Source organism: Exiguobacterium sp. SH0S7 (assembly GCF_004337195.1).
Classification (GTDB): Bacteria; Bacillota; Bacilli; order Exiguobacteriales; family Exiguobacteriaceae; genus Exiguobacterium; species Exiguobacterium aurantiacum_A.
Genome location: NZ_SJVA01000002.1, coordinates 151,698 through 164,983, shown reverse-complemented (window position 1 = coordinate 164,983; position 13,286 = coordinate 151,698). Strand labels below are relative to the sequence as shown.

The 13,286-nt window shown below is 54.1% G+C and carries 12 protein-coding genes, 1 pseudogene and 1 riboswitch; of the genes and pseudogenes, 12 read left to right on the top strand and 1 reads right to left on the bottom strand.

Features of this window, described 5'->3' with window-relative positions; all coding sequences use genetic code 11:
* Positions 1-15: 15 nt before the first annotated feature.
* The 12 genes and pseudogenes from coaBC to EVJ22_RS04500 all read left to right on the top strand — a co-directional run bounded on the left by coaBC (position 16) and on the right by EVJ22_RS04500 (position 12,967).
* Positions 16-1,206 (top strand): bifunctional phosphopantothenoylcysteine decarboxylase/phosphopantothenate--cysteine ligase CoaBC, encoded by a 1,191-nt coding sequence (coaBC, locus tag EVJ22_RS04550; RefSeq protein ID WP_071399574.1) that lies wholly within the window; start codon positions 16-18, stop codon positions 1,204-1,206.
* Positions 1,203-3,527: a primosomal protein N' gene (gene priA / locus EVJ22_RS04545; protein WP_071399575.1), complete on the top strand. Its 2,325-nt coding sequence runs from the start codon at positions 1,203-1,205 to the stop codon at positions 3,525-3,527. Before coaBC ends, priA begins: the two co-directional genes overlap by 4 nt.
* An 11-nt stretch (positions 3,528-3,538) precedes the next feature.
* Positions 3,539-3,967 (top strand): annotated as a pseudogene (gene def, locus EVJ22_RS15620) (peptide deformylase); the annotation flags it as partial.
* 33 nt (positions 3,968-4,000) lie between these two features.
* Entirely contained in the window at positions 4,001-4,924 is a 924-nt protein-coding gene (gene fmt, locus EVJ22_RS04540) for a methionyl-tRNA formyltransferase (RefSeq protein WP_255569974.1), read from the top strand.
* 1 nt (position 4,925) lies between these two features.
* The gene (gene rsmB / locus EVJ22_RS04535; RefSeq protein ID WP_131443371.1) at positions 4,926-6,254 is read left to right on the top strand and encodes a 16S rRNA (cytosine(967)-C(5))-methyltransferase RsmB; all 1,329 of its coding nucleotides are present in this window, start codon (positions 4,926-4,928) and stop codon (positions 6,252-6,254) included.
* A gap of 2 nt (positions 6,255-6,256) precedes the next feature.
* Positions 6,257-7,342, top strand: a complete 1,086-nt coding sequence (rlmN, locus tag EVJ22_RS04530; protein ID WP_071399577.1) for a dual-specificity RNA methyltransferase RlmN — start codon at positions 6,257-6,259, stop codon at positions 7,340-7,342.
* Positions 7,343-7,350: 8 nt separating this feature from the next.
* Positions 7,351-8,085 (top strand): Stp1/IreP family PP2C-type Ser/Thr phosphatase, encoded by a 735-nt coding sequence (locus EVJ22_RS04525; protein WP_071399578.1) that lies wholly within the window; start codon positions 7,351-7,353, stop codon positions 8,083-8,085.
* A 5-nt stretch (positions 8,086-8,090) separates the two neighbouring features.
* A complete protein-coding gene (pknB, locus tag EVJ22_RS04520; protein ID WP_131443370.1) occupies positions 8,091-10,028 on the top strand; it encodes a Stk1 family PASTA domain-containing Ser/Thr kinase in 1,938 nt (645 codons plus the stop codon).
* Positions 10,029-10,071: 43 nt separating this feature from the next.
* Positions 10,072-10,956 (top strand): ribosome small subunit-dependent GTPase A, encoded by an 885-nt coding sequence (gene rsgA / locus EVJ22_RS04515; protein WP_070327526.1) that lies wholly within the window; start codon positions 10,072-10,074, stop codon positions 10,954-10,956.
* Between the two features lies 1 nt (position 10,957).
* Positions 10,958-11,614 (top strand): ribulose-phosphate 3-epimerase, encoded by a 657-nt coding sequence (gene rpe, locus EVJ22_RS04510; RefSeq protein WP_131443368.1) that lies wholly within the window; start codon positions 10,958-10,960, stop codon positions 11,612-11,614.
* A gap of 19 nt (positions 11,615-11,633) precedes the next feature.
* Positions 11,634-11,733: riboswitch (TPP riboswitch) on the top strand.
* A 74-nt stretch (positions 11,734-11,807) separates the two neighbouring features.
* A complete protein-coding gene (gene thiT / locus EVJ22_RS04505; RefSeq protein WP_070327524.1) occupies positions 11,808-12,380 on the top strand; it encodes an energy-coupled thiamine transporter ThiT in 573 nt (190 codons plus the stop codon).
* Positions 12,380-12,967, top strand: a complete 588-nt coding sequence (locus EVJ22_RS04500; protein WP_071399580.1) for a thiamine diphosphokinase — start codon at positions 12,380-12,382, stop codon at positions 12,965-12,967. The genes thiT and EVJ22_RS04500 overlap by 1 nt, the downstream gene beginning before the upstream one ends.
* Before the next feature lie 56 nt (positions 12,968-13,023).
* Here the strand turns inward: EVJ22_RS04500 and rpmB are convergent, their stop codons facing one another.
* Positions 13,024-13,212, bottom strand: coding sequence for a 50S ribosomal protein L28 (rpmB, locus tag EVJ22_RS04495; RefSeq protein ID WP_015881349.1), 189 nt, complete (start codon positions 13,210-13,212; stop codon positions 13,024-13,026).
* Positions 13,213-13,286: the final 74 nt, after the last annotated feature.

Below are 13,286 nucleotides of genomic sequence, written 5' to 3'. Positions count from 1 at the left end.
AGGGGAGAAATGTGAATGGTGAACGACCGGAACATCTTGCTTTGTGTGAGCGGCGGTATCGCTGCATATAAGGCGTGCGCACTCACGTCAAAACTCGTTCAAGCAGGCGCGAACGTCCGCGTGGCGATGACAGCATCGGCTGAGCAGTTCGTCGGAAAAGCGACGTTTCAAGCACTCAGTCGCAATCCGATCTATTCGGACGTGTTCGAAGAGCACGACCCGACGAAGATCGCCCACATCGATGTCGTTGATACGAGTGATTTAATCGTCGTCGCCCCGGCGACGGCGAATATCATCGCTAAACTTGCTAACGGCATCGCCGACGACTTCATCACGACCTCGATCTTAGCAGCGAAATGTCCCGTCATCGTATCTCCGGCGATGAACGTCAACATGCTCGAACATCCGGCGACCCGCCGAAATATCGAGACGCTCAAATCATACGGCTATCAAATCATCGAGCCGGGTGTCGGCAATCTGGCCTGCGGCTGGATTGGCGGCGGACGTCTGCCCGAACCGGAAGATCTCGTCCGCATCATCGCGAGCCAGTTCGTCCCGAAACACTTGCTTGAAAAGCACGTCTTGATCACGGCTGGTCCGACGGTCGAACGTATCGATCCGGTCCGGTTTTTATCCAACGATTCATCCGGGAAGATGGGAGTCGCCCTTGCTGAGGCGGCGCGAGATATGGGCGCGAACGTGACGCTCGTCCACGGCCCGCTCCAAGTCCCGGTCCCAGACGGGGTGACCGCGATCGCGGTCGAGTCGGGACAACAGATGCTCGAGACCGTGCTCGAGCGATTTGCGACGCAAGACATCGTCATCAAGTCGGCGGCGGTCGCAGACTATCGTCCGAAGACGGTCCACACCGAGAAACATAAAAAAGTCCACGGCCCGTTGACGATTGAGCTCGAGGAGACGACCGATATTTTAAAAGAGCTTGGAACGAAGAAGACGCATCAGCTCCTCGTCGGATTCGCTGCCGAGACAGAGCAGCTTGAAGACCATGCCCGGGCTAAACTCGAGCGTAAAAACGTCGACTTCTTGGTCGCGAATGACGTGTCGAAGCGAGACATCGGTTTCCGGTCTGACGACAACGAAGTCGTCTTATTCCGAGCGGATGGCTCATTTGTCCGTCTGCCGCGGCAGAGTAAACAACGTCTCGCCCACGAGTTGCTCGCCTACTTTAAGGAAGGTTTACGATGATTGCCCACGTCCACGTCGATGCTCCGGTCATCACGATCGACCGACCGTTTGACTATGAGGTCCCGGTCCAGTTCGAGTCGTTGATCGAGCCAGGTATGCGCGTATCGGTACCGTTCGGATCGAGACGGTTACTCGGCATCGTGACAGGGGTATCGGACGGAACACGCGAAGGGTTAAAACCGCTCGAAGCACTTCTTGACGAAGAGTCGTCTTTGACCGAAGAGTTGCTCGAACTGTCGATGCACGTGAAACAGACGACGCTTTGCTTCCGCTCATCGGCACTTCTCGCCATGCTGCCGGCAGCGCTGAAAGTCAGTTACGATAAAGCGATCAAAGGGGAGTCACTTCCTGAAGGCGTTCGGGCCGGCACACACTTGTCCGAGTATCCAAAAGAAGTTCAGTCGCTGATTTTGGCCATGGCCAAAAAAGGGGACTTGTCGCTTTCACCGGTGCTTAAAGAGAAACGAACGGTCAAAACCGACTTGTTGATCGAGTTGAAGGATGCGAGCGTCGTCCCGGCGCGTGCCAAAAAACAGCTCGAGGCGGTCCGGCTACTTGAAGACGTGCCTCGTATGTACTGGTCGTCGCTCCGTCAAATCGGATTGACGCGGCCCCAGCTGCAAAAGCTCGAGACGCTCGGTGCTGTCAAAGTGACCGAAGTCGAATTGAATCGAGACCCGTATGCTTCGATCGAACAAGTAATCGATGATGTCAAACTGAACGACAGTCAAGCGGAAGCGGTGCGCGCGATTCGCGAGGCCGAAGCCGGTGAGACGTTGTTGCTCCACGGCGTGACGGGAAGCGGAAAGACCGAAGTGTATCTCGAGTCGATCGGCCAAGTCGTCGATGACGGGAAGCAAGCCGTCTTGCTCGTCCCAGAGATCAGCTTGACACCGATGATGGTCAAACGGTTCAAACGCCGTTTTGGCGACCGCGTCGCCGTACTCCATAGCGCCTTGTCGCAAGGCGAGAAATACGATGAGTGGCGGAAAATCAAGCGACGGGAAGTCGACGTCGTCGTCGGCGCCCGATCGGCCATTTTCGCTCCGCTCGAACACATCGGCCTGCTCATCTTAGACGAAGAGCATGAGACGACGTATAAACAAGAAGAAAATCCACGTTATCATGCGCGCGATGTCGCAATTTGGCGCGCGCGTCATCACGGTTGTCCGGTCGTGCTCGGAAGCGCGACACCGTCGCTCGAGTCATTCGCCCGCGCTCAAAAAGGCGTCTATCGCTATTTGCATTTGAGTGAACGCTACGGTGGCAAGATGCCGCCCGTCCATATTGTCGATATGCGCCGCGAGCTCGCGAAAGGGAACACGACGATGTTTTCAGAAGACTTATTTCTGGCCATCAACGACCGGATTGCGAAGAAAGAACAATGTGTCATCTTGCTCAATCGCCGCGGGTTCACGACGTTCGTCATGTGCCGTGATTGCGGGGAAGGGCTGACCTGCCCGCATTGCGCCGTCAACTTGACGTATCATCAGCACGGCGACCGGCTCAAATGCCACTATTGTGGCTATGAGATCGGGATGCCGTCGAAATGCCCGACGTGCGACAGTAAAAAGATCAAACAGTTCGGCACCGGCACGCAAAAGATCGAGACCGAGCTGTTGAACCGAATCCCGGAAGCACGGATCATCCGCATGGACCAGGATACGACGTCGCGGAAAGGGTCACACGAACAGCTGTTGAAACGGTTTGAGGACGGCGAGGCCGACATCCTGCTCGGTACCCAGATGATTGCCAAAGGGCTCGATTTTCCGAACGTCACGCTCGTCGGCGTGCTCGCAGCCGATGCGACGCTCGGCATGCCCGACTTTCGAGCGACCGAACGGACGTTCCAACTCGTCACCCAAGTCGCCGGACGAGCCGGGCGTGGTAGTTTACCGGGTGAGGCGTACGTCCAGACTTACAATCCGGACCATTATGTCATCGAGACAGCGAGTGGGCATGATTATGAGTCGTTTTTCGAGCGCGAGATGAAACTCAGACAAGTCGGCAACCATCCGCCTTACTGGTACGTGACGCTCGTCACGTTCGCGGCTGAAAATCCGCTCGTCGCGCAAGCCGAGGCCGACCTGTTCGCCGCCGATTTCGCGGCAGCGCACGTCGAGCAGTCCCGGCTGAACGGACCGATGCCGGCACCGTTATCGAAACTTAAAAACTTGTATCGCTACCAGCTGTTCATCAAGACGAAACAACCGGAAGCGTTATATCCCGTTCTCGCCATGTTGCAACAAGCGCGGGCGAAAGCGATCAGCAAAAAAGAATATCAATTGAGTATAGATGTAAATCCATACGTCTTCATGTGAGGTGGAACGAAATGTATAAAGTAGTCGAAATTCCAAATGAGATTTTGCGGGTCAACTGTGACCCGGTGACAAAGTTTGACAAGAAGTTGCGCCAGACGGTCGACCGGCTGTTTGACACGATGTATGAGTATGATGGCGTCGGTGTGGCCGCGCCGCAAGTCAATTTGAACCAGCGCCTTGCCGTCGTCCATACTGACGACGAAACAGGTCCGCTCGTATTGATCAATCCAGAGATCATTTCGACCGCAGGCAAAGCCGTCGGATTAGAAGGGTGCTTGAGCATCCCGGGTGAGTTCGGATTCGTCGAACGACATGAGTCGATCGTCGTCAAGACGCAAGACATGAAAGGGCGCTTTCAAGAAGTGAAAGCAAGCGGCTTCTTCGCGCGCGCCATCCAACACGAGATCGACCATTTAGACGGTGTCCTATTCACCGATAAACTCGCCGTTCCTAAGCCAGGAACCGACAAGCGGATCGTCTTCATGGGTACACCGGCGTTTGCCGTATCCGTACTTGAGCGCTTGCTCGAAGAAGGATACAATGTCGTAGGTGTTGTCTCTCAGCCGGACAAACCGGTCGGCCGCAAGCGTGAGCTCAAACCGACACCGGTCAAAGAGTGTGCGCTCCGTCATAATATCCCGGTATTGCAGCCGATCAAAGTTCGCACCGATTATGAGGATATTTTGGCGCTTGAACCGGATTTGATTGTGACGGCGGCTTACGGGCAAATCGTGCCGAGTGAACTGTTAGAGGCGCCGACATATGGCGCGATCAACGTACACGCCTCGCTCCTTCCAAAATACCGGGGGGGCGCACCGATCCATCAAGCAATTTTGGACGGAGAGACAGAAACGGGCGTCACAATCATGTACATGGTCGATAAATTGGATGCAGGTGACATGATCGCGAACACGATCGTCCCGATCGAAGAGACAGACACGGTCGGTACGCTGTTCGACAAACTTGCCGTCGCGGGGTCTGATCTGTTGATCAAGACGTTGCCAGCCTTTTTAGAAGGCTGGATCGAAGCGGTACCGCAAGACGAACGTGACGTCACGTTCGCACCGAACATTAGCCGGGACCGCGAACAGCTGGACTGGTCACAGCCGGGCGCATCGATTTTCAACCACATTCGTGGCATGAACCCGTTCCCGACGGCGTATACATTGATCGCGGGTGAGCGGGTGAAAGTGTTCGCGAGCGAGAAGACGAGCGGGAGCGGTGAGGCGGGCACAATCGTCCGGCTTGAAGAGGATGGGTTTGTGGTCGCGACTGGAGATGACGTCGCCATCAAAGTGACAGAGTTACAGCCGGCCGGAAAAAAACGGATGGACGGTGCCACGTTCATGCGCGGTGCCGGACAAAAGCTGCAAGTGGGCGACCAATTAGGAGGGTGACATGAACGTAAGACAAGCAGCGCTTGATACGCTGATCAAAATCGAACAAGGCGGAGCCTATTCGACGATCGCGGTCAACGATTTATTAAACCAAAAAAAGCTAGCTTCAAAAGACGTGGGACTTTACACAGAGCTCGTCTACGGAACACTCGGGCGGAAGCGGACGCTTGATTATATATTGGAGAAGCGTGTCCAAAACCCGAAAAAACTGGACAGTTTCGTCTTACCGCTCCTTCGGATGAGCGTGTATCAACTGTTCTATTTAGACAAAGTGCCGGACCGGGCCGTCTTACACGAGGCGGTCGAGATCGCCAAAAAACGTGGGCACTCCGGCATCGGCAAGTTCGTCAACGGCGTGTTGCGCAACGTCACCCGTGACGGGTTCCCAGATTTGAGCGGGCTCCCTGACGCCGAACGGATTGCGATCGAGCACAGTCATCCCGACTGGCTCGTCGCGGATTGGGTCAACACGTACGGGATTGAGGCGACCGAGGCGATGTGCAAGTTGAACAACGAGCCGGCCCCGGTGACAGTTCGCGTCAACCGCAAACAAATCACGGTCGACGATATGATCGAACGCCTCGCCGAGTCAGGCGTACAAGCGTCACGTTCTGAGCTATCGTCAGACGGTCTCGTCATCGAGTCCGGAAACGTTCATACGACGCCGTTTATCGACGCAGGACTTTTGTCGATTCAAGATGAGAGCTCGATGATCGTCGCCGACGCGCTCAGTGCCGAGAAGACCGAACGCGTGCTCGACGCGTGTGCCGCGCCAGGCGGCAAAGCGATGCACACCGCCGAACGGATGGACGGCGGGACGCTCGTGGCGCTCGACCTTCACCCTCATAAGGCAAAACTGATCGAACGACAAGTGAAGCGATTGCAAATCGATGGAGTGACCGCACTAGCCCTCGATGCCCGAGACGCCGGAGATGAGTTCGAACGCGAGAGCTTTGACCGCATCTTGCTCGATGTCCCGTGCTCGGGTCTAGGTGTCATTCGCCGCAAGCCAGATATTAAATGGACGAAGGACAAAGAATCCCTTTCTGGACTGCCGATCATCCAACGTGAAATTATCGACGCTGTCTTGCCACTACTGAAGCAAGGTGGTACGCTAGTGTACTCGACATGTACAATCGACCCGTCTGAAAATGAACGGCAGGCCGACTATATATTGTCGAACGGATTGACGTGGGATGAAACACTCCGAGATCGTCTTCCTGAAGTGTTACGTCCGATGGTGTCATCGGACCGCGCCGAACTCAAACTACTTCCGACAACGTTCGGAACTGACGGCTTCTACATCGCCGCATTTAAGAAAGAGGTATAAACATGAATCCAAAAGCAGTTGAAAAAAACCCATTAGTCGGCGCCAAGCCGTCTTTATATTCGCTCACATACCCTGAACTCGAACAATGGCTCATCGATGCAGGAGAAAAGTCGTTTCGCGCGAAACAGTTATATGACTGGATGTATGTCAAACGTGTGACGTCATTCGATGATATGACGAACTTGTCGAAACCGCTTCGTGAAAAACTCGATGCTTCGTTCCAGTTGACGACGTTAAAAGAACTCGTCCGTCAGGAATCGCAAGACGGCACGATCAAGTTCTTGTTCGAGCTCCAAGACGGCTACTCGATCGAGACGGTACTCATGCGCCACGAATACGGCAACTCGGTCTGTGTCACGACTCAAGTCGGCTGCCGCATCGGCTGCACGTTCTGTGCCTCGACGCTCGGCGGTTTGAAACGTAACCTCGAAGCTGGGGAAATCACGGCCCAGGTCCTCGACGTCCAGCGCGCGCTTGACGTGAGCGGCGAACGTGTCGACTCGATCGTCGTCATGGGAATCGGCGAACCGTTCGATAACTATGACGAATTGATGCGCTTCTTGCGTACGGTCAACCACGATGACGGGTTGAACATCGGTTCACGCCATATCACCGTCTCTACAAGCGGAATCGTGCCGAAAATCTACAAGTTCGCCGACGAAGGGATGCGCATTAACTTTGCGATCTCGCTTCATGCGGCGTCGACGGAGATTCGGACACGTCTCATGCCGATCAACCGTGCCTATAACTTGGACAAGTTGATGGAAGCCGTCAACTATTACACGGAGAAGAGTGGACGTCGTATCACGTTTGAATACGGTTTGTTCGGTGGCGTCAATGATACAGAAGAAGATGCACACAAGCTTGCCGACTTGTTGAAAGGCGTCAAATGCCACGTCAACTTGATTCCAGTCAACCATGTGCTTGAGCGCGACTATGTGCGCACGCCACGTAATCAAATTTTTGCCTTTGAAAAAGTGCTCAAAGATCGAAAAGTGAACGTGACGATTCGTCGCGAACAAGGTTCGGATATCGATGCGGCTTGTGGGCAGCTTCGAGCGAAGGAGCGCGAACAAGAAACGAGGTAATCAGGAAGATGGAATTAGCATACCGAACCGACCGTGGGCAGGTGAGGGCTCAAAACGAGGATGCCGTCTTGATTTTAGGAGACGAGCATGCCGGGATCGCCCTCGTGGCCGACGGCATGGGGGGGCATGAAGCAGGAGAGGTCGCTAGTCAGCTCGTCATCGAGCAGTTTCGTCGCGCTTTTCCGACGCTTCCGGCCACACCGTTAGCGATGGAGACTTGGTTCCGTGACAACGTGGAGCTGGCAAATGAGCAAGTGCTTGAATTCGCGAAGCAATCTAATCTCGTCATGATGGGGACGACCATCGCTGGCGTCTGTTGGCATGACGAAACGATTGTCATCGTACACGTCGGAGATAGCCGCGTCTACGCCCTTCGTGGCGGTACACTCCAACAATTGACGGAAGACCATTCTTACGTCAACGTGCTAAAACAACTTGGGGAATTGACAGAAGAAGAAATGCGGATCCACCCGAAACGAAATATTATCACCCGTGCGATCGGCTCAAAAGAGCACGTCGAACCTGATCTGCAAGTGTTTGCCGAACCCGAGTTCGACACGATTTTAATCTGTACGGATGGCTTGACGACTCACCTGACAGATGAAGCTATCAAACACGCCTTAACTCGTCCCATCTCTGCGGACGCTAAGGCGGACATGTTGATCGATCAAGCCAACCGATTGGGTGGGAGCGACAACATCACTGTGGCGCTCGTCCAATTTACAGATAGAAAGAGAGGATGAATCCGATGCGAAGTGGAGAACGAATCAACGATCGTTATCGGATCGAACAACAAATCGGTAGCGGCGGCATGGCAAATGTCTACCGGGCTCACGATGAGATTTTAAACCGAACCGTCGCCATTAAGGTGTTACGATCTGAATTCTCGCATAACGAACAATTTATACGCCGGTTCGAACGAGAAGCCCATGCGGCAACCAGTCTGAACCATCCAAACATCGTCGCCATTTATGACGTCGGAGATGAACAAGACATTTATTACATCGTCATGGAACATGTCGATGGTATGACGCTCAAACAATATTTACAGGAAGAGTACATATCAATCGAGGAATCGTTGCGGATCATGGGACAGATTTGTGATGCGATCGATCATGCCCATGCCCATCGCATCATTCATCGGGATATCAAACCGCAAAACATGATGATCGACCAAAACGGGAACGTCAAAGTGACCGATTTCGGGATTGCCGTGGCCATGTCGAACGCGACGCTGACCCATACGATGTCAGTCCTCGGGTCGGTCCACTATTTCTCTCCGGAACAAGCGCGTGGCAAGTTTGCTGATGAGAAGTCAGACATTTATTCGCTCGGTGCGGTGCTGTACGAACTTGTGACAGGACGAGTCCCGTTCATCGGTGAGACACCTGTCGCGGTCGCGTTGCAACATTTGCAAGATGATCCGATCCGACCGCTCGACTTGAACCCTAAAATTTCACAAGCGCTTGAGAACTGTATTATGCAGGCGCTCGCCAAATCGCCAGGGGCACGGCATGCCTCGGTCGCTGCTTTTAAAAAAGACTGCTTGACGTCGCTCAGCCCAGACCGCGCGGACGAACCGAAACGGAGGCCGACAGAACAAGACGAGTTTGATCAGACGCTCGTCATGGCGCCTGTCGTTCCGGAAGAACCGAAAGAAGTCGTCAAGCAGCCTGTAGCTGCAGTCGAGCCGGAATCAGCGACGCCGAAGAAACAAAAGAAAAAGAAGTGGTGGCTCTGGCTAGTTCTCGTTCTTCTATTGATCGGTGGCGGAGTGGCGGCGTATGTGGTTGCAGATGAAATGTCACGTGCCGTCGTGCCTGATGTCGTCGGCATGAGCGTCGGTGATGCGACGACTGAACTAGAAGCATCCGGATTTGTCGTTGAGACGACGGACCGGGTGAGTGACAACGTGTCTGAAGGCGACGTGATTTCGCAGAATCCTCAACCTGGGCGGAAGCCGAAGCGCGGAACGGTCGTCACCATCGTCGTGTCCGCTGGGAAAGAGACGGTCGAGATGCCTGACGTCGAGGGGGTGTCCCAAACAGCAGCGGAACGAACGTTGAAAGATCTTGATTTCACAGATATTGAAATCCAATCCGAAGCGTCCGAAACGGTCGACAGCGGAGATGTGATTTCGCAATCGATCACGCCAGGTGAAGAAGTCATCGCGTCGGAAGAGACGGTCACGCTCGTTGTCTCGACCGGCAGCAATAAAATCGAGCTTGCTAATTTGACGGGCTATACGTTCGAAGAAGCGTCAACTTATGCCGAGCAAAACAACTTGAAAATCGTGAAACGCGATGAGTATTCGACGAGTATCCCAGCGAATCAAATCATTCGTCAACTGCCGACGTCAGGGACGGCGGTCGATCCGGGAACGGAACTGACGGTCATCGTCTCACAAGGAGTCGAGCCGACCGACATCTCAATCGAGCGGGAAGTGGACGTCGAAATCGAACCGCCGGCAGAGGGTGACGAGGCGGAACCGGTCGAAGTCGTCATTCGTACCGTCGATGCCCGTGGTGAGATCGAAGTGTTGCGTGATATGATCACAGAAACGACGACGTATTCCTATACGCTCGTCATTGCTCCGGACGAAGTCGGTACCGCGACGATTGAAGTCGAGGGTGAAGTCGTTCGGACCGATACGGTGACATACGCACAAGCAAAAGATTCACAATGAAGAGGTGGCGTGCGCGTCACCTCTTTTCTAAGGAGGAAACAGGATGAAAGGAACGATTATTCGCTTGCAAGGTGGATTTTATGATGTCATGACCGAAACGAAAGTTGAAATCAGATGTCGCGCCCGGGGAAACTTCCGGAACCGAAACATTTCGCCCGTCGTCGGGGACGACGTCGATATTCAAGACCAAGGGGACGGGACCGGCTACATCATGGCTGTCGATGAGCGGTCGAACCATCTCGTCCGTCCGCCGATCGCCAACATCGATCAGGCGTTTCTGCTCTTTTCCGTGAAAGAGCCGGCGTTCTCGTTTCATTTGCTTGACCGCTTTCTCATTTTGATCGAATCGAAGCAAGTTCACCCAATCATCGTGTTGACGAAGATGGACTTGTTGCTAGAAGCTGAAAAAGAAAAAATTAGTGCGGCGGCAGCGCTATACCGTTCGATCGGCTATCAAGTCATTGAGACGTCGACCGAAGACGGAGCTGGAATCGAGCTCATCCGCAGCGCGTTCAAAGACAAGACGAGCGTGTTCGCCGGACAGACCGGCGTCGGGAAGAGTTCGTTGCTGAACGCGGTCGCACCGGAGCTCGAACTCGCGACTGGTAAGATTTCGAAAGCGCTTGGCCGCGGGAAGCATACGACGCGTCACGTCACGCTCATCACACTCGCGGACGGGTTCGTCGCCGATACACCTGGATTCTCGAGTCTTGAGTTCCCGGAAGAACTTGAAGTCGAGGAGATGCGTTGGTGTTTCCCTGAATTCGTCTTGCGGCACGATGACTGTAAATTCCGTGGTTGCGCCCATTTGAACGAGCCGGGTTGTGCCGTCAAAGCGGCGGTCGAGGCCGGAGAAATCGCTTCCACCCGCTATGCGAACTATGTTACGTTTATGGAGGAATTAAAAGATAGACAACGGAGGTACTAACATGATTAAAATCGCACCATCGATCCTGTCGGCCGATTTTGCCAACCTTGAGGCAGAGGTCAAAGCGGTCCAAGAAGCAGGGGCCGATTACATTCATTTTGACGTCATGGACGGTCAGTTCGTGCCGAACATCTCGATTGGACTGCCGGTACTCAAAAGTTTGCGTGACAAGTCGGACATAGTATTAGACGTCCATTTGATGATCGACCAACCGGAACGGTTCGTCGAGGACTTCGTTCAAGCAGGCGCCGATATCGTCACGGTCCATGTCGAGGCGACAAACCATTTGCATCGCGTATTGCAACAAATCAAAGGAGCCGGCGCCAAGTGTGGTGTCGTCTTGAACCCACATACGCCGTTGTCATCAATCGAGCACGTGCTCGGTGATGTCGATATGGTGTTGCTCATGACCGTGAACCCTGGCTTTGGCGGCCAAGCGTTCATCGAAGCGGTCGTCCCGAAGATCGCGGCGCTCAGCGAGATGCGCCAAGCGCGTCGTCTCGACTTCGAGATCGAGATCGATGGCGGGGTAAATCCTGCGACGGCAAAACTTTGTATCGACGCAGGTGCCGACGTCCTCGTTGCCGGTTCAGCCATCTATAACGAACCGAGCTATAAAGACGCAATCGATAGCATTCGCAACGCGTCTCGTGTATAATCATCTATAGAACAACAAATATTGTCGCAAGGGGTGTCACATCTGTGGCTGAGAGGCATGAGCTAACCCTTTGAACCTGTTCCGTTCACACGGACGTAGGGATGTGGCGAAAATGCACGTTGCTACACGATAGCAGCATGGCGTTTACGTCATGCTGCTTTTTGTCGTTCACTCATATCAAGGAGGGAATAAGATGAAACAACGTTTAAAACTACAGGCGCTCATTGAAATCTCGCTGTTCGCCTCACTCGGACTGATCTTTGACATGCTCATCCCATATCGGTTGCCGCAAGGCGGAGCAGTCAGCTTGGCGATGCTACCGATTCTCGTGATGGCGTATCGCCACGGATTGAGAGGCGGACTCGCGACGGGCGCGCTCGTCGGGACGCTACAACTGTTATTTGGGGCCTATATCTTCACGCCGGTCCAATTTTTACTCGACTATACGGTCGCCTACGGCCTCGTCGGAGTCGCCGGCATCTTCGCCGGTCAAGTCAAACAGTCGGCAAAAGACGGCGCCAAGAAAACGCTCACGTTCTATTTGATTCTCGGGGCGTTGATCGGCTCGGCGCTCCGCTACGTTGCGCACGTCGTCTCCGGCATTGTCTTCTTCGCCGAGTATGCGGAAGGACCGGTCGTCTTGTACTCGCTCGGCTATAACTTGACGTATATGTTGCCGTCGTTCCTCGTCTCGGCGGTCGTGATCGTGCTCTTGTTCACGTCGGCGCCGCGCTTCGCGACGCTCGCGACACGGGACATCAGATAATGCGCGTCTTGATTGTGGCTGCGAGCCCGGAAGCGGTCCCTGATCTTCCTCGGAACGCCGATTACGTCATCGGTGTCGACGGCGGCTATCATACGCTGCTCGACCGTGGGATGAAGCCGGACCTGCTCGTCGGTGACTTTGATTCGTTCACAGGCACCGTGCCGGAGGAAGCTGTCCGTTATCCGTCTGAAAAAGACGTGACCGACCTTGAGATCGCCCTCGAGGCGGCACGAGGGAAAGGAGCGGACGTGATCGACGTGTACGGTGCACTCGGGGGCAGGCTCGATATGACGCTCAGTAACGTCGGTCTGCTCGAGGCGTACCCCGAGATGCGGTTGTTCGCAGACGGGCAAGAAGTCCGTCTCGTCGGAAAAGGGGACTATCGTCTCCCGCGTCGTCCTGACCATTACTTGTCGCTCGTACCTTGGAAACGGGCCTCGGTCTCGATTCGTGGCGTCAAGTACCCGCTCGAGAACCATGACGTCGTCAGCTATGAGGCGCTGACGATTTCAAACGAGTGGTCGGCAGAAGAGGCGGACTTGCTCGTTCACAGTGGCAACGTCTTGATTATGTATATAAAGAAGTAAACAAAAAAATCCCATCGGCGTATGCCGCTGGGATTTATTTCGTTCGTGTATGGTAATTATACGCGTTCAACGAGACCTGATTTAAGAGCGCGAGCTGAAACCCAAACTCGTTTAGGTTTACCGTCAACGAGAATGCGAACTTTTTGTACGTTTACACCCCAAGTACGTTTTGTCTTGTTGAGTGCGTGCGAACGGTTGTTACCTGACTTAGGTGACTTACCTGTTACGTAGCATTTACGTGCCATGCGTTTCCCCTCCTTTTTTATGTGGGTTCGTCCTAATAGACACTCGTTTATATTAGCATGGGTTTTTTCACGAT

Excerpts from the sequence above, each read along its gene's own strand:
- rsmB (WP_131443371.1), top strand. The coding sequence starts at position 4,926 with ATGAACGTAAGACAAGCAGCGCTTGATACGCTGATCAAAATCGAACAA.
- EVJ22_RS04525 (WP_071399578.1), top strand. The coding sequence starts at position 7,351 with ATGGAATTAGCATACCGAACCGACCGTGGGCAGGTGAGGGCTCAAAAC.
- priA (WP_071399575.1), top strand. The coding sequence starts at position 1,203 with ATGATTGCCCACGTCCACGTCGATGCTCCGGTCATCACGATCGACCGA.
- coaBC (WP_071399574.1), top strand. The coding sequence starts at position 16 with ATGGTGAACGACCGGAACATCTTGCTTTGTGTGAGCGGCGGTATCGCT.
- thiT (WP_070327524.1), top strand. The coding sequence starts at position 11,808 with ATGAAACAACGTTTAAAACTACAGGCGCTCATTGAAATCTCGCTGTTC.
- pknB (WP_131443370.1), top strand. The coding sequence starts at position 8,091 with ATGCGAAGTGGAGAACGAATCAACGATCGTTATCGGATCGAACAACAA.
- rpmB (WP_015881349.1), bottom strand. The coding sequence starts at position 13,212 with ATGGCACGTAAATGCTACGTAACAGGTAAGTCACCTAAGTCAGGTAAC.
- EVJ22_RS04500 (WP_071399580.1), top strand. The coding sequence starts at position 12,380 with ATGCGCGTCTTGATTGTGGCTGCGAGCCCGGAAGCGGTCCCTGATCTT.
- rpe (WP_131443368.1), top strand. The coding sequence starts at position 10,958 with ATGATTAAAATCGCACCATCGATCCTGTCGGCCGATTTTGCCAACCTT.
- rlmN (WP_071399577.1), top strand. The coding sequence starts at position 6,257 with ATGAATCCAAAAGCAGTTGAAAAAAACCCATTAGTCGGCGCCAAGCCG.
- rsgA (WP_070327526.1), top strand. The coding sequence starts at position 10,072 with ATGAAAGGAACGATTATTCGCTTGCAAGGTGGATTTTATGATGTCATG.